Origin of the sequence: Faecalibacterium prausnitzii (assembly GCF_003287495.1) — a bacterium.
Lineage (GTDB): Bacteria > Bacillota > Clostridia > Oscillospirales > Ruminococcaceae > Faecalibacterium > Faecalibacterium prausnitzii_I.
This window is the reverse complement of the sequence record NZ_PRLE01000001.1, coordinates 391755-417520: the sequence shown is the minus strand read 5'-3', so window position 1 is coordinate 417520 and position 25766 is coordinate 391755. Positions and strand designations below refer to the sequence as shown.

Genomic DNA, 25766 nt, shown 5'->3' with positions numbered 1-25766 from the left:
GTTGAGATTAACCTTTGACAGCGCCTGCCACGACGCCCTCGATGATGTACTTCTGGCAGGTCATGTATAGGATGATGATGGGGATGATGGCAATGATGATGCAGGCCATCATGGGGGCCAGCTCCACGCGGCCATAGCCGCCGCGGAAGTACTGGATGGCCATGGGGATGGTGCGGTATTTCTTGATGTCCAGCACCAGCGTGGGCAGGAGGTAGTCGTTCCAGACCCACATGGTCTCCAGAATGGCGGTGGAGATCATGGTCGGCTTGAGGATGGGGAAAACGACCTTGAAGAAGATCTGGAGGGGGTTGCAGCCGTCGATCATGGCGGCCTCCTCGATCTCAATGGGGACGCTCTTCATGAAGCCGGTGAACATGAAGACGGCCAGGCCCGCGCCGAAGCCCAGATAGATGATGCAGATGTTCCACGGGGTGTTCAGCTTGAGGGTGTCCGCCGTTTTGGACAGGGTGAACATGACCATCTGGAATGGCACGACCATGGAGAAGACGATGAGCAGGTTCATGAACTTGCTGAGCTTGTTGTTGACACGGGTGAGGTACCAGCCCGTCATGGAGCAGCACAGCAGGATGAGCACCACGCTGGACACCGTGATGAGCAGGCTGTAGCCCAGGCTGGAGAGGAAGTTCATCTTGAAGACGCCGTAGACGTAGTTGGACAGGCCCGCAAACGTCTCTTTGGTGGGCAGCTGGAAGACGGTGGAGGTGGTGAACGTGCCCTCCACCTTGAGACTGTTAATTAAGATCAGAACGATGGGGTAGACCCAGAGCAGGCAGAGCAGGATCATGACCACTGCAAGGACGGTATCCCAGGCTTTACGCTGTTTGGACATTACTGCTGCACCTCCTTAGAGCGGGTGAAATGAAGCTGGGCCAGCGAGATGACGACGACGATGAGGAAGAAGACCGCGGCCTTTGCCTGGCCAATGCCTTTCCACTGGGCGCCGGAGCGGCCATAGAACGTGTTGTAGATGTTCAGAGCCAGCATCTCGCTCATGTTGGCGGGCTCGCCGCCCGTCAGGGCAACGTTCTGGTCAAACAGCTTGAAGCTGTTGGTCAGGGTGAGGAACGTGCAGATGGTAACGCTGGGCATGACCATGGGGAGCTTGATCTTGAACAGGATCTCCCGGTCGTTGGCACCGTCGATCTTGGCGGCTTCGATGAGATCGCCGGGGACGCTCTGCAGGCCGGCCACATAAATGATCATCATGTAGCCGATCTGCTGCCAGCACATCAGGATGACCAGACCGATGAAGCCGTATCTGGCATCCAGGGCCAGCAGGGGCTTTTGCAGGTTGGCCAGCACGCCGTTGAGCAGGATCTGCCAGATGTAGCCCAGCAGGATGCCGCCGATCAGGTTGGGCATGAAGAAGACGGTGCGGAAGAGGTTGGTGCCCTTGATGCCCCGGGTGAGCACCAGCGCGATGGCAAAGGCGCAGACGTTGATGAGGACGGTGGACACCACGGTGAACGCCGCCGTGAAGCCGAACGCGTGGAGGAACGTGGAATCCTGGAACACGCTGATGTAGTTCTGGATGCCCACGAACGTGGTCTTGCTGACGGTGGTGAACCGCTGGAACGACAGATAAATGCCCCAGATAAAGGGCCAGATAAAGCCGATGATGAACGCGATCAGGGTAGGCAGCACGAACACCGGCCAATATTTGCTGATGGCCTTTTGCATGATATACCTCCAAAAAAGAGGGAGGCGGGCGAACCATTCGCCCGCCTCCTTTTGCAAGTCAGGTGTTAGAAACGATGGGGGAGCTTAGCCGTTGGCCAGCTTATACTCCTTGGCCCAGCCGTCCACAAAGGCGGTGGTGACGGCATTCCAATCGCCGGTGCCTGCGGCATAAGCGGTCAGCGCGCTGCCCACGCCGTTCTTCCACTCCTCGGAAGGCATGGTGGAGAAGCACCAGTCCACACTGGTCTTGCCAGCGGCCACATAATCGTTTGCAATGGTGATCAGGGGGTTGGTGGAGTCCTTAGCCTTCTTGAAGGGGATGACGAAGCCCATCTTGTCAGCCATCGCGCTGGTGCCGGCCTCAGAGGTGACACACCAGTACAGGAAGTCCAGAGTCGCCTGGATGTCTTCGTCCGAAGAGGTGTTGTTCACGCACCAGAAGTTCTCGGAACCGGTGCACAGGCCCTGATTCTCCTCGCCGTCCACACCGATGTAGATGGGCAGCATACCCAGGTTGTCGTCACCCAGATCCTTCACGTCATTGTAAGCCCAAGTGCCGTTCTGGTAGAACACAGCCTTCTTGCCCACAAACTCAGCCACGGCGTCGTTGCCAGTCTTGGAGGCCAGCAGCTTGGGGTCACAGGTGGAATCGGTGATGTACAGATCCCAAATCTGCTTGTAGTTGTCCAGATAGGTGCCCTTGATGGCGTCGGTGGAACCAATGCCGTCTGCCTTGTACTCATAGTAGATGGGCAGGTTTGCCAGATGGGTCTTGAAGCGCCAGTCGGAAGAGCTATCCATGCCGGCGGAGGTGAAAGCACCGTCCACGCCCAGCTCGGCCTTGCGTGCCTGGATGTCATCAGCGACCTTCTTCAGGTCATCAAAGCCCTTGATGTCGTCCTGGGTGTAACCGGCGGCGCTCAGCAGCTCTTTGTTGTAGATGATGCCGTAAGTCTCGATGACGTATGCGATACTGGTAACGGCGTCGCCGTCTTTCAGGGCAAAGGAGTCACTGGTCAGCTCGCCGTAGAGCTTGCTGTCGGACAGGTCCAGGCAGTAATCTTTCCAGTTGGCCAGACCCACAGGGCCGTTGACCTGGAACAGGGTGGGAGCTTCGCTCTTCTCCATCTCGCTCATCAGGGTGGTCTCGTACTGGCCGGAAGCGGCAGTCACGACGGTGACAGGCACGCCGGTCTCCTTGGTGTACTCAGCGGCCAGATCCTGCCAATCCTGATCTTGCTCGGGCTTGAAGTTCAGGTAGTAGACCTTGCCGGAAGCGCCGGAAGCAGCAGCGGTGCTGGAAGCAGCGGTAGAAGTGGCCGTGGAAGCAGCGGTGCTGCTGGAAGAGCCGCCGCAGGCAGCCAGACCCAGAGCAGCAGCGGAAACACCAGCGGCTTTCAGGAAGTTACGACGAGAGATCATCTTTTTCATAATTATTCTCCTTCTTCATTATTGAAAAATTATGAGGTGCTATTTTACTTGCCGCCCACAGGGAGCGGCAGGAAATCAAAAGAAATATTAGAGCGGGTGGCGGCAGGGGCAGACGCTTTCGCCCTGCTGCAGCTCGGGCTGCAGGGTGATGGTCTGAGCCGGGGCCCCGTGCTCGATCTGATTGATCAGAAGCTCAATGCTCTGGAGCGCGATCTGCTCGCTGGGCTGGACGATGGTGGTCATGACCGGGACACAGTAGCGGGACATCGTAATCCCGTCAAAGCCGATGACGGAGACATCCTGCGGCACCCGGAACCCGGCGCTGACCAGCGCCCGGATGGCACCAAACGCGATGACATCGCTCATGGCAAACAGGGCGGTAAACTCGGCCCGGCGTGCCAGCAGGCTGTTCATGGCGTGGTAGGCGGATTCAAAATCGTAGTTGGAGAGGCCGTAGAGCCGGTCATCAAAGGTGAGGCCCGCCTGCTCCATGGCATCCTGCGCGCCCAGGCGGCGCATCCGGCTGGGAAAACTGGTGGCGGGGCCGCCCAACACCGCGATCTTGCTGTGCCCCTGTGCGATGAGGTGGGCCACGGCGGTATGGGCCGCCGCCCGGTCATCCACGCCCACCATGGAAAGGTTGGGGAAGTGGAGCTCGTCCGAAACGAGAGTGGCCAGCACCGCGGGGACGGAGATGCTGGAAAAGCCATTCTGGAAATTGGCTACGCTACCGCCCAGAAAGATGATGCCCTTGGGCTTGATCTCCCGCAGGATCTTTTCGGCCGCGTCGATCTCGTTGGCGTTTTCGTCGATGTAGGAGATGATGCCGTTGTAGCCGTACAGGGTGGCCGCCCGCTGCAGCTGGACCAGGAAGTCCGAGAAGAAGAGGTTGCGGGTGCCCTTGACCACAAAGACCACGCTCCGCGACTGCTGGATCTTGAGCTGGCGGGCGTTGGTGTTGGGGACGAACCCGGCTTCCCGCATGACTTTTAAAACGTGCTCCTTGGTCTCGGGCCGCACGTCGGGGCGGTCATTGATGACGCGGGAGATGGTGCTGACCGAGCAGCCGCTGATGCGGGCGATATCTTTGATCGTCAGATTCGGCATGGGGAGAAGCACCTCGTTTTTTGGAAAATCTTCGGGAACGGTGTCGGGAACGTTTCCAGTGGCTATAGTATGGCACAATCCGCACAAAAAATCAATCGGTCGGAATCACTTTTGGCAATTTTGTCTAACAGATCAACCCGTCTTTGTGCAGGTTGATCTGCCGAGAAAGCGAAACTAAAGAATGTTCCCGGTAATTTCCGGGAATCATCAAAAACTCCGGGAGAACCGTACCGTTTTGTTACTTTTCACGGATGAAATTGGAAAAATTAGACAGAAAAAATCCCGACACCGTGACCGATTTCTCGTCGGTACCGATGCCGGGAAGATCAAGGCTGCTTCCAGAAAGCGTTCAATGCTTCCGAGAGGGCCTGAGTGTTTTGCAGATATTGCAGGTGCCCCCAGTGACGGGGGAACAGCCGGGTATACTCGCTGCGGGCAAAGCGGTCATCCAGCAAAAGAACCACGCCTTTATCTTCGCTGGTGCGGATGACCCGCCCTGCCGCCTGTAAGACCTTGTTCATGCCCGGGCAGCGGTAGGCGTAGTCAAAGCCGGTGCCGCCGGGGGCCGCGTCGTAATAGCGGCGGAGCATCTCCTGCCGGGGGTTCACCTGGGGCAGGCCCACCCCCACGATGGCGCACCCGATGAGGCGGTCCCCCGCTAAATCGACCCCCTCCCCGAAGATGCCGCCCAGCACCCCGAAGCCTAGCAGAGTCTTTTCCGGGTGGGGCGCAAACCGGGCCAGAAAGGCCGCCCGCCCGGCGTCGTCCAGTCCGCTCTCCTGTGCCAGCGTGGGGATGTCCGGGTAGCGGGCCGTGAAATCCTCGTACACCTGCCGCAGGTAGGCGTAACTGGGGAAAAACGCCAGATAGTTGCCCACTTTGCCTTTTGCCATGGCCGCCAGCGCGTCGGAGAGGGGGCGGATGCTGGCCTCCCGGTCCCGATACCGGGTGGAGATGGAGGGCAGGCAGTAGAGCCCCAGGTGCTGGGGCGGGAACGGGCTTTCCAGCGCCACGGCCCGGGCGTCCGGGCAGCCCAACACATTCCGGTAGTAGCCCGGCGGGGTCAGCGTTGCGCTGAACAGGGCGGCGGCCCGCCCGCCGCTGAGGCTGGCGTCCACAAAGGGGGCCGGGTCCAGGCAGAGGATGTGGAAATCCAGCGCGCTGCCATAGGCCGTCAGCTGGGCGGTAAAGTGCTCGTCGTACCGCTCTGCCGCCCGCAGGATGTCCTGTACCTTAAAATAAAGGTCGAGCAAGGCTGTGTGGGCCTCGGCGTCCGGGTGCTGCTCCAGCCAGTCCTGCAGGGGAGCTGTCAGGGCCTGCAGGGGCTTTAACAGCCCGGCGGGCAGCTCCCGAAAAAAGACCGTGCCGTCCTCCGCAAAAAGCGGCTCCGGCAGCGCGAATGCGGTTTCCGTCTCCGGGGCGTCCAGCAGGCTGGTCTGTTTGGCCTCGGCGGGGGCAGCTTCCGCGGGCAGGGTGCCGTGCCGGGGGGCCAGCTCCGCCACAGCCCGCCGCGCTTCCAGAAAGGCCTTGTCAGCCTTGCGCAGGGCCGTTTTGAGGGCGCTTTTGCCCGGGCCCAGAGAGCGCTTGGCCTCGGTGAGGCTGGCCTTGGAAAAGCTGGCGGAGTACATGGCCCGGGCCCGGTCGGGCAGGTTGTGGGCCTCGTCGATGAGGAAGAGCCAGTCACCGGAGGCATCGAAGAAGCGGCGGAGCCTTACCACCGGGTCAAACAGATAGTTGTAATCCCCGATGACCACGTCGCACCACTCGCTCAGGTCCAGCCCCAGCTCAAAAGGGCAGACCGAGAATTTCCGGCCCGTCTCGGCCAGCACGGTCCGGTCAAAACAGCCGCTGCCGCCGTCCAGAAGGGCAGAGAGGGCCGTTTTGAGGCGGTCGTAGTAGCCGTTGGCGTAGGGGCAGAGCTCCGGCAGACAGGCGGGATGACCCTCGGCGTCCCTGCACAGACAGGCTTTCTCCTTGGCCGTCAGGGTCACGCTGCGCAGGGCCAGCTCCGGGGCTGAGGCCCGCAGCCGGGCAAGGGCGTCCTCGGCAGCGGCCTGGGTGGTGTTGCGGGCCGTGAGGTAAAAGAGCTTTTCGCCGTGGCCCTCGCCCATGGCTTTCAGTGCCGGGAAGAGGGCGCTCATGGTCTTGCCGATGCCGGTGGGGGCCTGGCAGAAGAGCCGGGCCCCGCCTTTGCCGCCCGCCTTGCAGGCCCGGTAGATTTCCCCGGCAAGAGCCCGCTGCCCGGGCCGGTACGTTTCAAAGGGGAAGCGCAGGGCGTTCAGACTGGCAGCCCGGCGGGTGTCCCAGTCCAGCTGGCGCCGGGCCCAGGGGGCGTACTGCCGCAGCAGACCTTCGAAGAACGCGTCCAGTTCTTCCTGCGTGAAATGTCGGGGAAACCGGACGATCTCGTCGGTGTCGATCTGGTAATAGGTCAGCCGGACATCCAGCCGGGGCAGGCCCTGCTGTTTGGCATAGATGGCCCCGTAGACCATCCCCTGTGCCCAGTGGCAGGGGTTGCCGTCCTCCTGAATTTCGTCCGTGGGGATGGCGGTGGTTTTGATTTCGTCGATGACGGTCACGCCGTCCTCGCTCTGGAAAATGCCGTCGGCCCGGCCCTCGATGGTGAACGGGATGCCGTCCACCTCCCGGGTTTCGGAGAGGAAGACTTCCGCCTGATAGCCTTCCCCGGCGGCCTTTTGAAGCTTGCGGTGGATGCGGGCCCCCTCGTTGGCCCGGTCGAACCCCGCAAAGCGGCTGTCGATGCTGCCCGTCCGTAATAAAAACTCTACCAGCTCCCGCACTGAGAGCTTTACTTCAGCCATCCTGTTTTCCTCTTACAACAACATAACATCTGCTGCAAAGCAGCAAATCAGCGAAGCTGGAAAATTTGGACAGAGATCTTCACGCGAATGCGTGAATCTCCCAAATTTTTCAGTGTAGCAAACATAAATGGGGTTATTAGGGGCGAGCAGCCCCTGATTCGTGCCCCGCGCCTCGAAACTAGCGGCCCTTTTCTGGTTCTCTTTTGGGGACAAAAGAGAACATATCCTCATAGTTGCAGCATCTCAGCGCATTTCTGCACCTCTGCATTGACGGCCTCAAAATCCACCGCCGCGCGGTAGTAGGTTTCCAGCTCATCGTGGCAGCTTTTGGCCTGTGCCATCAGGGCAACGGCCTGTTCCAGCAGCTCGTTGGCGGCTCGCTCGTTGAACCGCAGCCGGGCCCGGCACCGGGCCAGATTTTCCCGGTCCAGGAATCGGGTGCACCGCACGGCCTGCACGCCGGGCAGCTGCACCGGGTGCCAGCTGTTGTCCGTGAGGAACGCCAGCCGCAGGGAGGGGATGAGAATGTGGTCGATCTTATCCTCCGGGTGCATGGCACAGGGGCAGGTGATGATGTGATACCCCCGGGCCAGCGCTTCGGCCCGGATGAGTTCCAGCAGCAGCCGGGAGACGGCCCCGTAATCGTCCCGGAAGACGATGCAGCGGTCGGCCAGAGCCTGCACGGTGCCCTTGTAAAAGACCATCCCCTTGGGGGTGATGGCCGAGAGCAGACGCAGCTCCTCGCTGGGGGAGCAGTCGTCCGGGCACCGGGGCAGCACCCGGGTGCAGAGCCGCTTGACATAACGGCGGACTTTTTCAAAGTTGGTACTGCAGGCCTCGGCCCGGCGGCTGTCCAGCAGCAAACTCCCGGCGGAGGCTACATATCGCGCGGCCCGGGCCCGCAGCTGCGCGTTGCGCCGGAACAGGGCTTTGACTTCCTCGCGGTGGGGAGCCAGGGCCTCGGCCCGGATGGTGTGATAGAGACTGACAACGATCTCGTCGGCCCCCGGGGCGTCCGGTTCCAATACATGGGGTGCGGTGGCGTCCACGATGGCGGCCCGCTGCCCCAGAAACACCACCCCGTCCAGACTGTCCGGGTCGCTGGCGCAGTGCACCCGCTCAATGGACTGGCCCTGCTGCTCGGCCTTTTGGGCCAGCTGCTTCATCAGGGTGGATTTGCCGCAGCCTGGCCCGCTTTTGATGAGATACATCTGTATCCCCGGCTCCCGCCGCAGGGGCTCAAAATAGCCTTTGAACCCGGCGGGCGTGGTGGCACCGAGGAAGAAATCAACGGTTTTGCTCGTGGTCTGCATCATGAGAGAACACCTCGCTTTTGCTATAAAGCTATGCAAAAGCGGGGCGGATTGTGTTTCCTCCATGGATCAGTAAGTGTGCTCGCACACCTGCCCGATCTTCTCCCGCAGGGCCAGGAAATCCGCAAAGGCGTCCGGTTTATTCTGCTTCTGGCGGAGCAGGGCGGCGGGGTGGAACGTGCCCATGAACCAAATGCCGCCTTTTTCAATAAAGGTGCCGTGCTCTTTGGTCACGGAGAAATCCGCCCGGATCATCCGCTGGGCGGCAATGCGGCCCAGGCAGACCACGATCTTGGGCTGCAAGATGCGGAACTGCTCCCGCAGCCAGGGCATACAGGCCTCGCTCTCGGCCGGGAGCGGGTCGCGGTTCTGGGGCGGGCGGCACTTGACGATGTTGGCGATGTAGCAGTTCTGGTTCCGGTCCAGGTCGATGGCAAACAGGTATTTATCCAGCAGCTGGCCGCTGCGGCCCACAAAAGGCAGGCCCTGCTCATCCTCGCTCTGGCCGGGGCCCTCGCCCACAAACAGCACTTCGGCCGTGGGTACGCCCTGCCCGAACACCACGTTGGTGCGGGTGGTGTGCAGCGGGCAACGGGTGCAGGAGAGGCATTGGGTGCGTAACGTTTCAAGATCCATAGCTTCGTTCCTTACTCTTTATAAAATGACAAAAAGCAGACAGTCCGGGAACTGCCTGCTGTCGGTTCAATCGAATAGATCGGTGTGGCTGCCGGTGCGGAAAAGAAAGAGGATCAAGTCTTCCCCATCGACACGATAAACGAGAAGCCAGTCCGGCCGGATATGACATTCGCGAAAGCCGATATAATCACCGGTCAGGGCATGGTCACGGTTTTTGTCCGGCAGAGGCTGCCCGGCGGCAAGCTGATCGACGATGGCGTTGAGCGCATCCAGATCAAGGCCGCGTTTGGCAGCGAGCTTGAGGTCTTTCTTGAAGCGGTTGGAAAGAACGACATCAAGCATCCGAGAGTACCTCATTCATGGCATCCTGAAAAGAAGCGTAGCGCTTATACTTTTCTGGGTGTGCTTTCATCTCGACATACTCGTTCAGCGCGGCTGCCGTTTCTGCATTGGGATTCTCCCGAGTGACAGCAAAGGGAAGGCCCTGGACACGGAGAGACTGCTTGAGAAAAAGAGTGATCGCGGTGGAAAGGTCAATGCCGAGATCGGCAAACAATTCCTGACTGGAACGCTTGAGCTCCGGGTCAAGACTGATATTGGTGCTTGTTCTTGCCATATCGAAAACCTCCATACAAGTATTCTATGATCAATATAGCATATTTGAGAGAAATGTCAACATATTATGCGCATGATGTGCATGTAAAATATAGAACGGAAAAAGAAAGAGGTTATAGCCCGTAAAACAGTTCGACGGGGGAAGCATCGTCTGTTTCTTAACAAATTAAATGACAAACATTTCACAAACCTGTGATGAATTTCTGGAATTAATATACCACAAAATTGCGGTTTTGTCTTGAAGTTTTCTGACTCTGTGCTAGAATAAAAAAGAGGGCGCTCCTGTGCGCCCAGGAAAAATTGCAAAAGTTATTTCGGAGGTAATCACAATGGCTGATATGTTTGCACCGCTGGTAGCCCAGCTGAAAGCGAACCCCAAGACGATCGTTTTTACCGAGGGCAATGACCCCCGCATCCTGGAGGCCGCAAGCAAGCTGCTGGCTGAGGGCGTGCTGAAAGTGGTTATGGTCGGCAATGAGGCAGAGTGCAAGGCTGCCGCTGCTGCTGGCAACTATGATATTTCCGCTGCCGAGATCATCGACCCTGAGAACTACGCAGGCTTCGATGAGATGGTCAACACCATGGTCGAGCTGCGCAAGGGCAAGCAGTCCGCTGAGGAGTGCACTGCTCTGCTGAAGAAGTCCAACTACTTCGGCACCATGCTGGTCAAGATGGGCAAGGCTGACTGCCTGCTGGGCGGCGCTACCTACTCCACCGCTGATACCATCCGCCCCGCTCTGCAGCTGGTCAAGACCAAGAAAGGCGCGCATCTGGTGAGCTCCTGCTTCATCCTGGACCGCGACTGCGGCGAAGAGGGCCTGAAGCGCATTGCCATGGGCGACTGCGCTGTCAACATCGACTACACCGATACCGTGGACAAGGTTACCGGCGAGGTCAAGGTCTCTGCTTCCGCAAAGCTGGCTGAGGTGGCCATCGAGACCGCCAAGACCGCAAAGCTGTTCGGCATCGATCCGAAAGTGGCTGTCCTGAGCTTCTCCACCAAGGGCTCCGGCAAGGGCGGCACCGTTGCTCTGAGCCACGATGCAGTCATCAAGGCTCAGGAGATGGACCCCGAGCTGGCTGTGGACGGCGAGCTGCAGTTTGACGCTGCCGTTGCTCCCGAGGTCGCTCAGGTCAAGTGCAAGGGCAGCAAGGTCGCTGGCCAGGCCAACACCTTTATCTTCCCCTGCATCGAGGCCGGCAACATCGGCTATAAGATCGCACAGCGTCTGGGCGGCTATGCTGCTTACGGCCCCATCCTGCAGGGCCTGAACGCTCCCATCAACGACCTGTCCCGCGGCTGCAACGCGGACGAGGTCTACAAGATGAGCCTGATCACTGCCTGCCAGTCCTGATTGATTACCTGCTAGACGGATATCAGAGCCCCGCCGGAGTTTTTTCCGGCGGGGCTCTTTTGCTGCCCTCTTGCAATCTGCCCCAAAGTATGATACAATAACCAAGCACATCAAAGATGTGTCATGTCGGACAGCGCCTGCTGCGTGGTTCGGCATACGGATGCGGGCCCTGTACGATGGGGCCGTTGTGAACCAGGTCAGGTGGGGAACCAAGCAGCCTTAAGCGGCGCGCCCCGTGCGTTTCAGTCAGCCTGCATCCGTATGCCGAGTTACGCAAGGCGGGGGTCAAACCCCGTCAGCGCTGTCCGATTTTTTATTGTCAAAGGAGGAGAGCCGGATGTATCGCGCGTTGTACCGCAAGTGGAGACCCCAGCGGTTTGAGGATGTGGTGGCCCAGCACGGCACGGTGACCGCGCTGCGCAACCAGGTGGCCGCCGGGCGCGTTGGCCACGCCTACCTGTTTACAGGCGTGCGCGGCACGGGCAAGACCACCTGCGCCAAGATCTTTGCCAAGGCGGTCAACTGCCTCAACCCCCACGACGGCGACCCCTGCTGCCAGTGCTCCATCTGCCGCGGCATCGACGACGGCAGCATCCTGGACGTGGTGGAGATGGACGCGGCCTCCAACAACGGCGTGGACGATATCCGCGGCCTGCGGGATGAGACGGCCTACACCCCCAGCGAGTGCCGGTATAAAGTATATATCATCGACGAGGTGCACATGCTCTCGACGGCGGCGTTCAACGCCCTGCTCAAAACGCTGGAGGAGCCGCCCGCCCACGTCATCTTCATCCTGGCCACGACCGAGATCCAGAAAGTGCCGGAGACCATCCTCTCCCGCTGCCAGCGGTATGATTTTGCCCGCATCGTCCCGGAGGACATTGCCCGGCGGGTGGAGTACATCGCCGGGGAGGAGCACCTGCAGCTGACCACCGAGGGCGCGGAGCTTATCTCCCGCCTGGCGGATGGTGCCATGCGCGATGCGCTGTCCATCCTGGACACCTGCGCGGGTGTGACCTCCCAGATCGACGCCAGCGTTGTCCGCAAGATGGCGGGCGTGACCGACCGGAGCTACCTGTTCCGCATCTCGGACGCCATTGCCGCCCAGGATGGCGCCACGGCGCTGGCCTGTCTGGCCCAGCTGCGGCAGCAGGACTCGGTGGACATCAAGCGGCTGACGGATGAGCTCATTGCCCACTACCGGGCCCTGATGCTGGCGGCCCTGCCCGGCGGGCAGGCGCTGCTGACTGGTGTCTCGCCCGAGGAAGAAGCCCTCTATCTGCAAAAAGGCCCGGCGCTGGGCCAGCGGGAACCCATCCGGGCCATCCGGCTGCTGGGCAACGCGCTGGAGCACATGGCCCGCGGCAGCGACCAGCGCATTGAGCTGGAACTGGCACTGGTCAATCTGGCAGAGCCGCTGCAGCCCGTGGCGCAGCCGATCCAGGCCGTTCCGGCCTGTGCCTCTGCCGCCCCTGCTCCGGAAGCCCCCCGGCCCTTTGCGGCCGCACAGGCCCAGCCGCAGCCCTTTGTGAGCGCCCCTGCGGCCCCGGTGCAGCAGGCTCCGGTCGCCCCGGCCCCGGTGGTTGCTGCCCCCGCTGCCCCGCAGGAGTCTGCCCCGGCCCCTGCCGTACAGGAGGAAGCTCCTCCCATCCCCGAAGAGCCGCCGGTGCAGGAGAGCGCCGCCGCCCTCCCGTGGGAAGAGCCCGCGCCGCCCATGCCGCTGGCCGAACCGGTTCCGGAACCGCCCGCAACGCCTGCCCCGGCTCCCATGCCGCAGCAGCCGAAAGCGGACTGCGCGGCAGATCCCGCCCTTGACCGGCCCCGCAAGGTGGCGGCTGCCGGCATCAATCCCTTTGACAAATGGAGCGAGGTCATCCATCTGTTACAGGAAAAAGACCCCATGCTCTATACCTACCTGAAAAAATCCAAGGCTTACTTTGATGGTACCCGGGTGCTGATCGACGGCGGTAAGACGTTCCGCGATTTCATCCGGGCCAACAAGGATAGCCAGAAGCTCATCAAAAAGCTGATCGCCCAGGTGTCCGGTGTGGCAGTGCCCATCGGCCCCTATGAGCCCAAAGCGGCAGGGAAGACCGCCTCCAATGCGGAGGAGTCCCTGCACAAGCTGGAGCAGTTGGGGCTCGATGTCTCCATTGAGGACACCGATCGCAAGAAAAAAGCATAAAATAACATTTTAAAGGAGAAATGATCATGAAAGCAAGAATGCCCGCAGGCTTTGGCCGCCCCGATGTGAACGCCCTGATGCGTCAGGCTCAGAAGATGCAGGAGGATATGAAGGCGAAGCAGGCTGAGCTGGAAGCTGCCGAGTACACCGGCAGCGCCTCCGGTGAGATGGTCACCGTCAAGATGAATGGCAAGCACGAGGTGCTGTCCATCACGATCAAGCCCGAGGCCGTGGATCCGGACGACATTGAGATGCTGGAAGACCTGGTGGCGGCTGCCATCAACGCCACTGTCAAGCAGGTGGACGAGACCGCGGAAGCCGAGATGGGCAAGCTGACCGGCGGCATGAACATCCCCGGCCTCTGATCCGGGAGGGAACGCAATGGGTTACAATGCAGCCCCGCTGGAAAAGCTGATCGAAGAGTTCAGCAAGTTCCCGGGGATTGGCCGCAAGGGTGCCACCCGGATGGCCTATCAGGTGCTGAGCATGTCGGATGCGGACGCCGCCGCCCTGGCGGGTGCCATCCAGAACGCCCACACCAAGCTCCACCGCTGCCGCGTCTGCCAGAACTACACCGAGGCAGAGCTCTGCCCCATCTGCGCCAGCGCCAAGCGGGACCGCTCGGTCATCTGCGTGGTGGAGACCCCCCGGGACGTGCAGGCCTTTGAGCGCACCCGGGAATACCACGGCCTGTATCATGTCCTGCACGGCCTCATCAGCCCCATGGACGGCATCGGCGTGGAGCAGCTCAGCGTCAAGGAGCTGCTGGCCCGCCTGGGCGACGGCACGGTGAAAGAGGTCATCATGGCCATGAACCCCACCGTGGAGGGCGAGGCCACCGCCATGTACCTGGCCAAGCTCATCAAGCCCATGGGCATCAAGACCACTCGCCTGGCCTACGGCCTGCCGGTGGGCGCCAGCCTGGAGTACACCGATGAAACCACCCTGTACCGGGCCCTCTCTGGCCGCGGGGAACTGTAAGGCACGGAAAATTTGGGAAAGTGTTACACTTTCTTCAAAATCCGCCCTTGCAAAACCGTGGGAATATGATATACTACAAAAACGAAGCCAGACCAGAAGAAAGGAGGCGCACCCATGGCACCGACGAAAGAACGTCCGGCAACCAAGACCATTGCCACCAACCGTGAGGCGCGCCACGAGTATTTTGTGATGGAAGCGCTGGAGACCGGCGTGGAGCTCAAGGGCACTGAGGTCAAGAGCTTACGGGCCGGAGGTGTCAACCTGAAAGACAGCTGGGTCGATATCGAAGACGGCGAGCTGCTGGTCAAGGGAATGCACATCACTCCCTACGACCACGGCAACATCTTCAATCAGGACCCGCTGCGGGTGCGGCGTCTGCTGGCGCACAAGAACGAGATCCGGCGGCTGCACCAGCAGTGCAAGCTGCAGGGGTACACCCTGGTACCGCTCTCGCTTTACTTCAAGCATGGCCGCGTGAAGATGGAAGTGGGCCTGTGCAAGGGCAAAAAGCTCTACGACAAGCGCGCCGACGCCGCCCAGCGGGACGCCAAGCGTTCCATTGACCGGGCGGTCAAATCCAACGGCCAGTATTACTAAACTTTTTCAGGCAGCTTTTCCTGCCAGGAACATTCGCTTACCAGCACGCCGCAAGGTGTGCTTTTATGGGGGCGTAAAGGTTTCGACGGGGGGAGGGAGGCCTGGGCAGCGGGTAGCAGCGGGGGAACTGCTCTATAACTCCTCCAAAAAATTAACTGACAACAATAATTATCAGTTGCTCGCAGCCTGAGTGCTGCGCGTTCCGCCCACTCTTGTGTCGTGTGGGGCCGGGGCGTCCTTTAGACACAGCACCTGAACGGACTTAAGCTTTGCGGACCGGCAGGAACTCATGAAGCTACCAAAGCGTTAGCCTGACGATCGGCGTGACGCGGCGGGAATGTTGTAGATCGCCTGCACCCGGAGACACCTGCGCTGAGCTCTTTTCGGACATGGGTTCGACTCCCATCGCCTCCACCAAATGAGAAATCCCTCTGAGCATTTGCTCAGGGGGATTTTTTCATTTGGCGGCCAACGGGGAAAATCTGCCCGGCTGCCCGGGCTTGGCAGTTGAAATCCCACTGCCGCAGTGGTAAAATTCTTCCAGTAAGTTTTTTTGCAAGAAACAAACTTTTGTCTTTGAACAGCCCGCTCTCCACACAGCGGACGAGGAGAAGAGAAGATGGAGATATTATTGACAGGCTATACGGCGTTTCTGACCCAGGAGTGGATCGAGACGGCGTTCCCTGACGACCATGTGCTGACCACCCACACCAAGAGCGAAGCACTGCTGGACACCCGGGTGAAGACCGTCACCCTGGACGGCAAGCAGCTGCTGGCCCAGATCAACGAGACCTACCAGTTTGACCGCATCGTCTATTTTTCAGAGTACCTGCTGCCCCACGGCGAGCAGGAGGGCGAGCTGGACCGGCTGCGCTGGGTGCTGCAGGCCTGCCGTGAGCGGGAAGTGCAGCTGCTGTACTTTTCGGGCCCGATGGCCGCTCTGACGCCCCCCTCCGGCAAATCGCTGCTGGCAAACGCGGCGGAGGAGCTCTGCTTCCATTATGCCAAGACCAGCAAAATTCAGGTCAAGGTGTTCCGGCTGCCTTATCTCTACGCCGTCTCAGAGAGCGGCACGGAGCAGTTTGCCCGCCTGTTTGAGCAGATGCCCACCGGCACGGTGCAGATGGATGAGCAGGCGGCCCAGCCCCTGCTTGCCCTCTGCATGGAGGAACTGGCCGACCTGACCGCCCGGGTGTTTGATACCTGGACGCCGGAGCCGGAGCGGTTCCTGCTGCCGCAGGTGTTCGACGCCACCCAGCGGCAGGTGGGCGAGGTGCTGCAAAAGCTGCAGCCCGGGCTGGAAGTGAGCTACGGCGCCGACACCCTCCAGACGTACCCCACCGACGACCGCACGGTCCGCCGCCGGTACGGCTGGTTCCAGCGGTACAGTCTGCTGGACGACCTGCCCGCCATCTACAAGCTCTGGCAGGCCCGCCAGACCGAAAAAAAGAGCGTCGTCCACCGCGCCATGGACAAACTCCGCCAGAGCACCCGGCTGCTCCGCATCGTGGAGATATTAGCCGCATGGCTTCTCTCGGAAGTGCTGGTACGGGCCACCGGCACCGACGCCCAGTTCCAGATGATCGATTTCCGGCTGATGTTCGTCATGCTCATCGGCACGGTGTACGGCCTCAACGCGGGTGTGCTGGCTGCCGTGCTGGCCTCCGTCTCGCTGGCGGCAGGGTATCTGCGGCAGGGGACAACCCTGATGCTGCTGTTCTATGAGCCCTCCAACTGGCTGGCGTTCATCGTCTACTTTGTGGTGGGCGCCTCCTGCGGCTATGTGCAGCTGCGCAACACCGAGGCCGCCCGCTTTGTGCGGGAGGAAAACGACCTCCTGCGCGACCGGCTCCGGTTCACCCAGCGGCTGTATCAGGATACTTTGGAAGACAAACAGATGTTCCGCCGCCAGATCTTAGGCCGCCGGGACAGTTTTGGCAAAATTTATACCGTGACCCAGCAGCTGGATATGCTGCAGCCGCAGGAAATTTACCGCAAGACCGTCCAGGTGATGGAGGACGTGCTGGAAAACCACAGCCTGACCATCTACCGGCTGGAACAAAACCACACCTTTGCCCGCCTGACCGCCGCCAGCGCCGGGCTGGAGCCTGCCCCGGCCCATTCCATCGAGGTGGCCCAGCGGCTGGATGTCCTCCGGGGCATTGAGCAGGAGGGTCTGTGGGTGAACCGGGAGCTCAGGCCCGGCCTGCCCATGTACGCGGCAGGCGTGCGGCAGAACGGCACCCTCGTGGTGCTCATTGGTCTGCGGACGGCCACCGAGGAGCAGATGACGCTCTACTACCAGAACCTTTTCCGCATCCTCTGCGGGCTGGTGGAAACAGCGCTGGTGCGTGCCTTTGAGTACGAGAACGCCGTGCGGGAGAGCTGGTATCTGCCCGGTACCTGCTTGCTGCGGCCTGCCGTGTTTGCGCAGAAGCTGGAATCCGCCTGCACCTTGCAGGAAGATAAAATGGCCCACCACCTGCTGCTGCGGGTGACGGGCGAGTTCAAGAACCAGGCCGACCTCAACGCCCGGGTGGAGCGCTCCATCCGCAGCACGGATGTGGCCGGCGTGGGCTCGGACAACGCGATCTACCTGCTGATGAATCAGGCGGAGGAAGCAAACCTGCCCCTGCTGACCAAGCGCATGGGAGAGAAAGGTCTGCATGTCATCTCCGTGCCGCTGGACGAGCAGCTGCGGCTGGTGAGCGCCGCCAAACAGGAGGTGTAGTGAGATGGGGAGCGGATTCTGGTTTGGTCTGCTGTTTTTGGTGCTGCATCTGGCTCTGTGCGGGGCCCTCTGGCTGCTGGCCCGCTCCCGGGCGCTGGAAGTGGAGGGGTATTTCCTCCCGGTGGCGCTGCTGGTGCCGGTGTGGGGGCCTTTGTGCGTGGTGCTGCTCCACACCTCCCACCGGCTCACGGACGGGCAGCTGCTCGACCGGACATTGGAGAAACTGCGCATCAACGAAGAAATCTACAAAAATATCCTCGTGGCGGAAAACGAGGAGAAAGATACCGTCGTCCCGCTGGAAGAGGCCCTGCTGGTGAACAGCCCCGCCCAGAAGCGGAAGCTCATCCTCTCGGTGCTCACGGACGACCCCGCAGGTTACTACGACCTGTTGCAGCAGGCCCGGATGGACGACGACAGCGAGGTGGTACACTATGCCTCCACTGCACTGGCGCAAATTTCCAAAGAGGCCGACCTGAAGCTCCAGCAGCAGGAGCAGCGCTATGCCGCCGCCCCCGGCGACGCCAAGGTGCTGGAAGAATACTGCGATTATCTGGAAAGCTATCTGGACGGCGGCTTTGTGCAGGGAAAGGCGGCGGAGATTCAGCGCCACCAGCTGGAGCAGCTGCTCAAAAAGCGGCTGGATGCCCTGGGACGCCGCAGCTACACGCTGGAATGCAAGCTGGCAGCAGCCCAGCTGGCCCTTGCCGAGTACGACCGGGCCGAGGCCACGCTGGACGCGCTGACGGCCCGCTGGCCCCAGCGGGAAACGCCCTGGCTGCTCCACCTGCGGATGGCGGCTGCCCTGCGGGATGGTGCGGCCATCCAGAAAACACTGCATGACATCGAGGAAAAGGAGGTCTACCTCAGCGCAAAGGGCCGCGAGACGGTGCGGTTCTGGCAGGGGAAGAACGCGTGATGAAACACAAATTGCATTCCTGGCTGGATGCGTTCCGCTGGCGGAAACTGCTCCTCATCTGGGCCGTGTTCCTGGCCATGGCGGCCATCCTGTTTGCGGAGCGCAGCGGCATCCGGTACGCCTCCACCCAATTTAAAATTGATTATCTCCCTCGCGCGGAGGTCAAGCCCGCCTCCATCGCCATGTTCGGCCAACCCGTCACCTGCCTGCTGCTCTACGACTCCGGGCAGGAGGGTACCGACCAGGTCAAGGAGCAGTTCGACCAGATCCTGCTGGACATGAAAGTGGGTACCCAGGCGGTAGACGTGCACACCACGGCCCTGACCAGCCTGCCGGAGTTCAGCCAGTATCAGACCGTGGTGGTCCTCATGAGCAACCTGGACGCCCTGGGCAAGCGCCTCATCGACCTGATGAACTGGGTGCAGAACGGCGGAAGTGTGCTCTTCGCCATGACACCGGACAAAACGACATATTTCGATGCGATTTCACAAAAGCTGGGGGTCCAGTCCTCTGCATGGGAGTATAAGATGGTGGAAAGCATCGTCCCATCGGAAGACTTTATGCTGGGCGGCGGGCAGCGGTATGAGTTCAGTGACCCGTTCCAGTCTGCCCTCAGCGTCAGCCTCCGGGAGGATACCACCGTGTATGCCCGCACCGGGGACAAGGGCGTCCCGCTGGTGTGGGAGCATTCCAGCGGCTCCGGCCGGGTGGTGGTGGATAACATCGGCATCTATGATAAGGTGCTGCGGGGCGTGTACGCGGCCTCCTACAGCCTGCTGTGCGACGCCACGGCCTACCCCGTCATCAACGGGGCGGTGTTCTACCTGGACGATTTCCCCTCCCCGGTGCCGGGCGGCGATGGCACCTATATCCGCCGGGATTACAGCATGAGCATTGCGGATTTTTACGCCAAAGTCTGGTGGCCGGACCTGATGAAGCTGGCCCAGAAATACTCCATCCGCTTTACCGGCGTCATGATCGAAAACTACGAGGATAACACGGTGGATGCCCCCACCCGCCAGCCGGACACCCAGCAGTTCCGCTATTTTGGCAGCCTGCTGCTGCGGCAGGGCGGGGAAGTGGGCTACCACGGCTACAACCACCAGCCGCTGGTGCTGCCCGATACCGATTATAAAGACCTCTACAGCTACCGCCAGTGGCCCGGCGAGGACGCCATCGTGGCCGCCATGGACGAGCTGATCGCGTTCCAGAAGACCGTGCTGCCCCATACGAATGGCAGCGTTTATGTGCCGCCCTCCAACATTCTCTCCGTTGCCGGGCGGCAGGTGCTGGGCAGCAACGTGCCGCAGATCCGTACCATTGCCAGCACCTATTTTGAGGATGGCACGGACCTGCCCTATGTGCAGGAGTTCGGTGTGGCCAGCGACGGCATGGTGGAACAGCCCCGCATCGTCTCTGGCGGCATGGTGGGGGATACCTACATGCGGCTGGCTGCCATGAACGAGCTGAACATGCACTACGTCAGCACCCACTTCATGCACCCGGACGACCTGCTGGATGTGGACCGCGGCGCGGAAGAGGGCTGGGAGGTGTACAAGGGTGGCTTTGAGGATTACCTCAAATGGCTCTCCGCCGCTGCCCCCGACCTGCGCAAGCAGACCGGCACCGAGTGTGCCGGTGCGGTCCAGCGGTACAGCCAGCTCACCGTCACCACCGAGAGCACCCCCACGGAGTGGACGCTTACCCTCGGCAATTTTGTGGACGAGGGGTGGCTGTTCTTCCGGGCCAATGAAGGCACCCCCGGCCGGGTGACGGGCGGCGAGCTCACCAACCTGACGGGGAACCTCTACCTGCTCAAAGCCAACGCCGACACCATCCACATTGAAAAGAAAGGGGCGTGAGACCATGCGCATTTGTCTGGTGCTGGAGGGCTCCTACCCCTATGTCCACGGCGGCGTGTCCACCTGGATGCACGCTTATATCCAGGCCATGCCCCGGCAGGAGTTCTCCCTCTGGGTCATCGGGGCCAAAGCTGAAGACCGGGGCAAGTTCGTGTATGAGCTGCCTCCCAACGTGAAAGAGGTGGAGGAAGTCTTTCTGGACGACGCCCTCCGCCTCCACGGCGAGCAGCAGCCGGTCCTCTTTCATGAGGCCGAGCGCGCCGCCCTGCGGGAGCTGGTGCGGCTGGGCCACCCGGACTGGGACGTGCTGTTCCGACTGTTTCAGCAAAAAGGCGTCCACCCGCTCTCCTTTTTGCAGAGTAGGGATTTCATGGAGCTGTTCACCGATATCTGCCTCAAGGAGTACCCCTATGTGGCCTATGCCGACGCGTTCCACACCATGCGCTCCATGCTGCTGCCGGTGCTCTATCTGCTCACGGGCCGGGTGCCCAAAGCGGATGTCTACCACGCCATCTCCACGGGCTACGGCGGCCTGCTGGCCTGCCTGGGCGGCAGCCTGAACCACGCCCCCGTCCTCCTCACCGAGCACGGCATCTACACCCGGGAGCGGGAGGAGGAGATCATCCGGGCCGAGTGGGTGGTGCCCTCGTTCAAGAGCCGCTGGATCCGGTTCTTCTATATGTTATCGGAAGAAATTTACCGGCGGGCGTTCCGGGTCAGCAGCCTGTTCTACAACGCCCGCCGCACCCAGATCGAGATGGGCTGCGACGGGGCCAAGTGCATCGTCATCCCCAACGGCGTCCAGTACCAGCGGTTCTGCGATATCCCGCTGAAAGAAGAGGACGGCTGGGTGGACATCGGCGCGGTGGTGCGTCTGGCCCCCATCAAGGACGTCAAGACCATGATCTACGCCTTCTTTGAGCTGGCCTCCCGGGTACCCAACGTCCGTCTCCACATCATGGGCGGCGTGGACGATGAGGGTTACGCCAACGAGTGCTATGCGCTGGTGGAGCAATTGCAGATCAAAAATCTGCTCTTCACCGGCCGTGTGGACGTGGTGCAGTATATGCAGAAACTGGATTTCACCATCCTCACCAGCATCTCGGAGGGGCAGCCACTCTCGGTGTTGGAATCCATGGCGGCCCGCCGCCCCTGCGTGACCACCGAGGTGGGCTGCTGCCGGGAGCTGCTGGAGGGCGCTCCCGGGGACACCTTTGGCATTGCGGGCTACTGCGTGCCGCCCATGTACCGCCAGGGCCTGGCCGACGCCATGGAAAAGATGTGCGCCAGCCGTGCCCGCCGGGAGGAGATGGGCCGCATTGGACAGAGACGAGTGGACGCCTACTTCCACCACGAGCAGATGCTGGCCAACTACCAGAAAATGTACGACGAAACCGCAAAAGAATATCACTTGGAGTAACACATGGCAGGAATTGGATTTGAACTGAAAAAGCTGTTCCGCCGCAAAGGCCTGTTTGCCTCCCTGCGGGCCTACGGGTACGCGGGCATCATCTGCACCGGGCCCATGCTGCTGGGCGTGGCGCTCCAGATGGGCATTCTGCTGCTCTGTGGCTGGGTGGGGGCCGAGCGAGCCCAGCAGGACCTGCTGGTCTGCATGATCACCTATACGCTGCTGTTCTCCCTCACCGTCACCAGCTTTTTCTCCATGCCGGTGACACGGTATCTGGCAGATATGCTGTATGAGGAACAGGAGCAGACCATCCTGCCCTCGTTCTGGGGCTCTTCCAGCCTGATGCTGGTGCTGGGGTGCAGCCTGTACGGGCTGTTCCTCCTTGTCTCCGGGGCCACTCTGCTGCAGGGGCTGCTCTGCCTGTGGCTCTTCGCGGAGATGATCGTGAACTGGAACGGCATGAGCTACCTCACGGCCATCAAGGATTACCGGGGCATCCTCTGCTCGTTTTTAGCGGCCATCGGGCTGGCGTTCGGGCTGGGGCTGGTACTGGTGGTCCTGCTGGGCTTCCCGGTGCCGGAGGGGATGCTCTTTGCCGTGGCCATGGGCTACGGTCTGATGATGGTCTGGGACGTGGTGCTGCTCTACCGCTATTTCCACCAGAGCGATGAAAGCCCTTGGACGTTTCTGAAATGGGTGGATGAATTCCTGCCTCTGGCGTTCACCGGCCTGTGCACCAACATTGGCCTGTTTGCCCACCTCGTCATCTGCTGGGTGGGGCCGGTGGGCGTGCAGGTCAAGGGCCTGTTCTACGGGGCACCCTATTACGATGTCCCGGCCCTCATCGCCTTTTTGACCATCCTCATCACCAGCATCAACTTTGTGGTGTCGGTGGAGGTCAACTTCTACCCCAAGTACCGGGATTACTACAGCCTCTTCAACGATGGCGGCGTTGTGGGCGACATCGTCACCGCCGAGGAGGAGATGCTGGCCGTCCTCAACCGGGAGCTCCGGTTCACGGCCCTCAAGCAGCTCTTTGTCACGGCGGCGGTCCTCTCGCTGGAGGGGACGCTGCTGGACCTGCTGCCCCTGGGCTTCAACAACCTGATGCACGGCTATTTCCGCACCCTCTGCGTGGGGTACGGCCTCTACGCCGTGGGCAACACCATTCTGATGATTTTGCTCTACTTCACGGACTACCGCGGCGCGGTCACGGCTGCCGCCGTGTTTGCGGTGTCCGCCAGCGGATTCACGGCCCTGTCCATGGCGTTCAACACCGCGTTCTACGGCTTCGGCTTCCTCATCGGGGCCGCGCTGTTCTATCTGGTCACGCTGCTCCGGCTGGACGCCTTTACGGCCAACCTGCCGTATCGGGTCCTGGGCCAGCAGCCCATCGTGGCCGAGACCAGGGCCGGGCGGTTCACCCGGCTGGGCCTGTTTCTGGAAACCAGATCGGCAGTGCGTGCAAAACACGCCGCCGGAGAGGAGAGGGAAGATGAATAAAAATGCTTTGATCCCCCGGCGCAAAGTGCTGGGGCTGGGTGTGGCGCTGGCCGGGCTCTGTGCGGGCTGCGCCGTGCTGCCCGATGCCGGCAGTGCGGAAAGCGCCGCCCGCTCCGAGGCGGCCTCTGCCAGTGCCAGCACCGGTGCTGAGGAAAAGGCACCGCGGACCGAGCTCAACAGCGTCCACCTGCGGGACAACCCGGAGCTCTACACCGTTTACGACGACAGCGGCGTGGTGACCATGTACCTCACCGTGAGCCGGGGCAACGACAGCGAGAACACCAACCACAGCTGGGCCCAGATCAACCACTACTCCGCCTACGATTACGCGGCCATGGGCGTGCCCCGCTATCAGGTCAACGCCCTTTTGCAGGTGGGCGACGAGAACGGCCCCCTGCCCGGGGAGCTGGGCTATGGGGTGGAGGCCCCCAACGCCACGGTGCAGATCCGCGGCCAGACCTCCAGCCGGAACGCCCAGAAAAACTATAAGATCGAGCTCAAAAAGAACAAGGGAAGCTGGCGGGGCCAGCGCACCATCGCCCTCAACAAGCACATGGGCGAGGGCCTGCGGTTCCGCAACAAAATGGCCTACGACCTCATCAAGGGCATCGACCAGATGATGGGCCTGCGGACCCAATTTGTCCATCTTTATGTGAAAGATCTGACCGACAGCTCCAGCGGTGTTTTTGAAGATTATGGCCTCTACACGCAGGTGGAACAGCTGAATAAAACGGCCCTGAAAGCCCACGGGCTGGACTCCACGGGCCAGCTGTACAAGATCAACTCCTTTGAGTTCTACCGGAATGAAGATATTATCCGCCTCACGACGGACCCTGCCTATGACCAGACGGCCTTTGAGCAGCTCATGGAGATCAAGGGCAACAGCGACCATTCCAAGCTCATTGAGATGCTGGACGTCCTCAACGATGAATCTTCCTCCATGGATGAGGAAGTGTTTGCCCGGTATTTTGACCCCGAGAATATTGCCTACTGGCTGGCGTTCCAACTGTTGACGGGCAACACCGATACCCAGAGCCGGAATGTTTACCTCTACAGTCCCCAGAACTCCGACTGCTGGTATCTGCTGGACTGGGACAACGACGGTATGCTCCGCCGCAAGGAGCGGGAGATCATCCAGTTCTCGGATTCCGAGAGCTGGGAGCGGGGCGTGAGCAACTACTGGGGCAATGTGCTGTTCCGCCGCTGCCTCCAGACCGAGAGCTTCCGCCAGCTGCTGGACACCGCCATGAACGAGCTCTATGCCTACATGAACCAGGATCGCATTGAGTCCATGCTGGCGCACTACCGCAGCGTTACCGAGGAATATGTCTGGCGGATGCCGGATCGGCTCCATGTTCCCATCACCCATGAGCAATATGAGGAGGTGCTGGAAAGCATCTGGCCCGAGATCGACGAAGACTACGATTATTACTGGGAGAGCTACCACAATCCCATGCCGTTCTATATCGGCACGCCTTCTCTTCAGAATGGAGTGCTGCAGCTCAGCTGGGACACCTCTTATGATTTCAATGCCGAGGACATCTCCTACACCGTGGAGCTGGCCCGGGATTATCAGTTCCGGCAGATGGTCTACCGGGAAGAACACGTCGTCCTGCCCATGACCCAGACGGCCGCCCCCGCCGCGGGCCAGTATTTCATCCGGGTGCGGGCCACCAACGCCTCCGGCTACACCCAGGACGCCTTTGATTATTATGTCATCGACAGCGGCAAGGTGTATGGCGTCAAGTGCTTCTACATCCAGCCGGACGGTACCGTGGTGGAGGATACCTATGAAGAATGATGCCGCACTCTGGCAGCGGGGCATGGAGTGGGGCAAAGAGCTGCTGGCCCCGCCGCCCCGCAGCCATGCCGAGGCTTACCGCCACGAGCTGAAGTACCTCATCTCCTACGCCGACAAGGCCGAGCTGGCCGTGCGGATGGCCCCGGTGCTCCACCTGGACCCTCACGCGAAGCAGGGCGGGTACTTCATCCGCAGCCTCTACTTTGACGATTACTGGAACACCGCCTACGCGGAGAAAGACGCGGGCGTCCTCCTGCGCAAGAAGTACCGCGTCCGCGTCTACAATTGCAGCGACAGGAGCATCAAGCTGGAGCGGAAGAAAAAGTTCGGCAGCTGGATCTACAAAGAAGCCGCCCCCCTGACCCGGGCGGAGTTTGAGCGGATCCTGGCCGGGGACTATGACTTTTTGCTCCACAGCCCCCACCGCCTGTGTCAGGAGTTCTATACCGAGTGTGTCAGCAATGTCCTCCGGCCCCGGGTCATCGTGGATTACGACCGGGAACCCTGGATTTTAGATGCCGGCACCGTGCGGGTCACGTTCGACATGGGCGTCCGGGCCGCCGTGGGCAGCTGGGACATCTTTGACCCCACGCTGCCCACCCTGCCGGTGCTGGAGCCGGGCAAGCTGGTGCTGGAAGTCAAGTTCACCGAGTTTCTGCCCCAGATCGTGCGGGATCTCCTCCCGCCCCGGGCGCAGGAACTGACCGCCGTCTCCAAATATGTGCTGTGCTGCGATAAAACCGCCTACCAGCATGGCTTTACCTACTGGAACGAACCCTGAGGGAAAGGAATTAAATCG

The 25766-nt window shown here is 61.0% G+C and carries 21 protein-coding genes and 2 other RNA genes; 14 read left to right on the top strand and 9 right to left on the bottom strand.

What is annotated here, in order from left to right; all coding sequences use genetic code 11:
* Window positions 1-7 precede the first annotated feature (7 nt).
* From C4N22_RS01965 to C4N22_RS01925, 9 genes are all read right to left on the bottom strand, one after another.
* Entirely contained in the window at window positions 8-850 is an 843-nt protein-coding gene (locus C4N22_RS01965) for a carbohydrate ABC transporter permease (RefSeq protein WP_022256471.1), read from the bottom strand.
* Window positions 850-1701: a carbohydrate ABC transporter permease gene (locus tag C4N22_RS01960; protein ID WP_112147807.1), complete on the bottom strand. Its 852-nt coding sequence runs from the start codon at window positions 1699-1701 to the stop codon at window positions 850-852. Before C4N22_RS01960 ends, C4N22_RS01965 begins: the two co-directional genes overlap by 1 nt.
* Before the next feature lie 84 nt (window positions 1702-1785).
* A complete protein-coding gene (locus tag C4N22_RS01955; RefSeq protein ID WP_112147806.1) occupies window positions 1786-3132 on the bottom strand; it encodes an ABC transporter substrate-binding protein in 1347 nt (448 codons plus the stop codon).
* Window positions 3133-3219: 87 nt separating this feature from the next.
* Window positions 3220-4239 (bottom strand): LacI family DNA-binding transcriptional regulator, encoded by a 1020-nt coding sequence (locus C4N22_RS01950; protein ID WP_112147805.1) that lies wholly within the window; start codon window positions 4237-4239, stop codon window positions 3220-3222.
* A 326-nt stretch (window positions 4240-4565) separates the two neighbouring features.
* A complete protein-coding gene (locus tag C4N22_RS01945; protein ID WP_112147804.1) occupies window positions 4566-7061 on the bottom strand; it encodes an ATP-dependent DNA helicase in 2496 nt (831 codons plus the stop codon).
* Window positions 7062-7288: 227 nt separating this feature from the next.
* Window positions 7289-8377 carry a hypothetical protein gene (locus tag C4N22_RS01940; RefSeq protein WP_242980919.1) on the bottom strand — a complete coding sequence of 363 codons (1089 nt, stop codon included), beginning with the start codon at window positions 8375-8377 and terminating at the stop codon, window positions 7289-7291.
* Between the two features lie 66 nt (window positions 8378-8443).
* Window positions 8444-9010, bottom strand: coding sequence for a uracil-DNA glycosylase (locus tag C4N22_RS01935; protein ID WP_022257771.1), 567 nt, complete (start codon window positions 9008-9010; stop codon window positions 8444-8446).
* Window positions 9011-9076: 66 nt separating this feature from the next.
* The gene (locus tag C4N22_RS01930) at window positions 9077-9352 is read right to left on the bottom strand and encodes a type II toxin-antitoxin system YafQ family toxin (RefSeq protein WP_181567148.1); all 276 of its coding nucleotides are present in this window, start codon (window positions 9350-9352) and stop codon (window positions 9077-9079) included.
* On the bottom strand, window positions 9345-9626 hold the full coding sequence (locus tag C4N22_RS01925) for a type II toxin-antitoxin system RelB/DinJ family antitoxin (protein WP_022257769.1): 282 nt from the start codon (window positions 9624-9626) through the stop codon (window positions 9345-9347). The genes C4N22_RS01930 and C4N22_RS01925 overlap by 8 nt, the downstream gene beginning before the upstream one ends.
* A 328-nt stretch (window positions 9627-9954) precedes the next feature.
* Here C4N22_RS01925 and pta point away from each other — a divergent pair, with 328 nt between their 5' ends.
* The 14 genes from pta (at window position 9955) to C4N22_RS01855 (ending at window position 25748) form a co-directional block, all read left to right on the top strand.
* A complete protein-coding gene (pta, locus tag C4N22_RS01920; RefSeq protein WP_112147802.1) occupies window positions 9955-10980 on the top strand; it encodes a phosphate acetyltransferase in 1026 nt (341 codons plus the stop codon).
* A gap of 160 nt (window positions 10981-11140) precedes the next feature.
* Window positions 11141-11240, top strand: an RNA gene (gene ffs / locus C4N22_RS01915) — signal recognition particle sRNA small type.
* Window positions 11241-11317: 77 nt separating this feature from the next.
* Entirely contained in the window at window positions 11318-13165 is a 1848-nt protein-coding gene (gene dnaX, locus C4N22_RS01910; RefSeq protein ID WP_112147801.1) for a DNA polymerase III subunit gamma/tau, read from the top strand.
* A 26-nt stretch (window positions 13166-13191) separates the two neighbouring features.
* Complete coding sequence (locus C4N22_RS01905; protein WP_112147800.1) at window positions 13192-13530, top strand: YbaB/EbfC family nucleoid-associated protein; 339 nt, start codon at window positions 13192-13194, stop codon at window positions 13528-13530.
* Window positions 13531-13546: 16 nt separating this feature from the next.
* A complete protein-coding gene (gene recR / locus C4N22_RS01900) occupies window positions 13547-14146 on the top strand; it encodes a recombination mediator RecR (protein ID WP_022257765.1) in 600 nt (199 codons plus the stop codon).
* 114 nt (window positions 14147-14260) lie between these two features.
* Complete coding sequence (gene smpB / locus C4N22_RS01895) at window positions 14261-14743, top strand: SsrA-binding protein SmpB (RefSeq protein WP_022257764.1); 483 nt, start codon at window positions 14261-14263, stop codon at window positions 14741-14743.
* 67 nt (window positions 14744-14810) lie between these two features.
* Window positions 14811-15160, top strand: a transfer-messenger RNA (tmRNA) gene (gene ssrA, locus C4N22_RS01890).
* Between the two features lie 202 nt (window positions 15161-15362).
* Window positions 15363-17474: a nucleoside-diphosphate sugar epimerase gene (locus tag C4N22_RS01885; RefSeq protein WP_112147799.1), complete on the top strand. Its 2112-nt coding sequence runs from the start codon at window positions 15363-15365 to the stop codon at window positions 17472-17474.
* A gap of 4 nt (window positions 17475-17478) precedes the next feature.
* Window positions 17479-18390 carry a hypothetical protein gene (locus C4N22_RS01880; protein ID WP_112147798.1) on the top strand — a complete coding sequence of 304 codons (912 nt, stop codon included), beginning with the start codon at window positions 17479-17481 and terminating at the stop codon, window positions 18388-18390.
* Window positions 18390-20252: a DUF2194 domain-containing protein gene (locus C4N22_RS01875; RefSeq protein WP_112147797.1), complete on the top strand. Its 1863-nt coding sequence runs from the start codon at window positions 18390-18392 to the stop codon at window positions 20250-20252. The genes C4N22_RS01880 and C4N22_RS01875 overlap by 1 nt, the downstream gene beginning before the upstream one ends.
* Window positions 20253-20256: 4 nt before the next feature.
* The gene (pelF, locus tag C4N22_RS01870) at window positions 20257-21672 is read left to right on the top strand and encodes a GT4 family glycosyltransferase PelF (protein ID WP_112147796.1); all 1416 of its coding nucleotides are present in this window, start codon (window positions 20257-20259) and stop codon (window positions 21670-21672) included.
* A 3-nt stretch (window positions 21673-21675) separates the two neighbouring features.
* Window positions 21676-23166, top strand: a complete 1491-nt coding sequence (gene pelG / locus C4N22_RS01865; protein WP_112147795.1) for an exopolysaccharide Pel transporter PelG — start codon at window positions 21676-21678, stop codon at window positions 23164-23166.
* Complete coding sequence (locus C4N22_RS01860) at window positions 23159-24967, top strand: CotH kinase family protein (protein WP_112147794.1); 1809 nt, start codon at window positions 23159-23161, stop codon at window positions 24965-24967. The genes pelG and C4N22_RS01860 overlap by 8 nt, the downstream gene beginning before the upstream one ends.
* Window positions 24957-25748 (top strand): polyphosphate polymerase domain-containing protein, encoded by a 792-nt coding sequence (locus C4N22_RS01855; RefSeq protein WP_112147793.1) that lies wholly within the window; start codon window positions 24957-24959, stop codon window positions 25746-25748. Before C4N22_RS01860 ends, C4N22_RS01855 begins: the two co-directional genes overlap by 11 nt.
* Window positions 25749-25766 lie beyond the last annotated feature (18 nt).

What these genes read in the sequence shown, in the direction of transcription:
- C4N22_RS01965 (WP_022256471.1), bottom strand. Translation starts at nt 850, where the DNA reads ATGTCCAAACAGCGTAAAGCCTGGGATACCGTCCTTGCAGTGGTCATG.
- C4N22_RS01960 (WP_112147807.1), bottom strand. Translation starts at nt 1,701, where the DNA reads ATGCAAAAGGCCATCAGCAAATATTGGCCGGTGTTCGTGCTGCCTACC.
- C4N22_RS01955 (WP_112147806.1), bottom strand. Translation starts at nt 3,132, where the DNA reads ATGAAAAAGATGATCTCTCGTCGTAACTTCCTGAAAGCCGCTGGTGTT.
- C4N22_RS01950 (WP_112147805.1), bottom strand. Translation starts at nt 4,239, where the DNA reads ATGCCGAATCTGACGATCAAAGATATCGCCCGCATCAGCGGCTGCTCG.
- C4N22_RS01945 (WP_112147804.1), bottom strand. Translation starts at nt 7,061, where the DNA reads ATGGCTGAAGTAAAGCTCTCAGTGCGGGAGCTGGTAGAGTTTTTATTA.
- C4N22_RS01940 (WP_242980919.1), bottom strand. Translation starts at nt 8,377, where the DNA reads ATGATGCAGACCACGAGCAAAACCGTTGATTTCTTCCTCGGTGCCACC.
- C4N22_RS01935 (WP_022257771.1), bottom strand. Translation starts at nt 9,010, where the DNA reads ATGGATCTTGAAACGTTACGCACCCAATGCCTCTCCTGCACCCGTTGC.
- C4N22_RS01930 (WP_181567148.1), bottom strand. Translation starts at nt 9,352, where the DNA reads ATGCTTGATGTCGTTCTTTCCAACCGCTTCAAGAAAGACCTCAAGCTC.
- C4N22_RS01925 (WP_022257769.1), bottom strand. Translation starts at nt 9,626, where the DNA reads ATGGCAAGAACAAGCACCAATATCAGTCTTGACCCGGAGCTCAAGCGT.
- pta (WP_112147802.1), top strand. Translation starts at nt 9,955, where the DNA reads ATGGCTGATATGTTTGCACCGCTGGTAGCCCAGCTGAAAGCGAACCCC.
- dnaX (WP_112147801.1), top strand. Translation starts at nt 11,318, where the DNA reads ATGTATCGCGCGTTGTACCGCAAGTGGAGACCCCAGCGGTTTGAGGAT.
- C4N22_RS01905 (WP_112147800.1), top strand. Translation starts at nt 13,192, where the DNA reads ATGAAAGCAAGAATGCCCGCAGGCTTTGGCCGCCCCGATGTGAACGCC.
- recR (WP_022257765.1), top strand. Translation starts at nt 13,547, where the DNA reads ATGGGTTACAATGCAGCCCCGCTGGAAAAGCTGATCGAAGAGTTCAGC.
- smpB (WP_022257764.1), top strand. Translation starts at nt 14,261, where the DNA reads ATGGCACCGACGAAAGAACGTCCGGCAACCAAGACCATTGCCACCAAC.
- C4N22_RS01885 (WP_112147799.1), top strand. Translation starts at nt 15,363, where the DNA reads ATGGAGATATTATTGACAGGCTATACGGCGTTTCTGACCCAGGAGTGG.
- C4N22_RS01880 (WP_112147798.1), top strand. Translation starts at nt 17,479, where the DNA reads ATGGGGAGCGGATTCTGGTTTGGTCTGCTGTTTTTGGTGCTGCATCTG.
- C4N22_RS01875 (WP_112147797.1), top strand. Translation starts at nt 18,390, where the DNA reads ATGAAACACAAATTGCATTCCTGGCTGGATGCGTTCCGCTGGCGGAAA.
- pelF (WP_112147796.1), top strand. Translation starts at nt 20,257, where the DNA reads ATGCGCATTTGTCTGGTGCTGGAGGGCTCCTACCCCTATGTCCACGGC.
- pelG (WP_112147795.1), top strand. Translation starts at nt 21,676, where the DNA reads ATGGCAGGAATTGGATTTGAACTGAAAAAGCTGTTCCGCCGCAAAGGC.
- C4N22_RS01860 (WP_112147794.1), top strand. Translation starts at nt 23,159, where the DNA reads ATGAATAAAAATGCTTTGATCCCCCGGCGCAAAGTGCTGGGGCTGGGT.
- C4N22_RS01855 (WP_112147793.1), top strand. Translation starts at nt 24,957, where the DNA reads ATGAAGAATGATGCCGCACTCTGGCAGCGGGGCATGGAGTGGGGCAAA.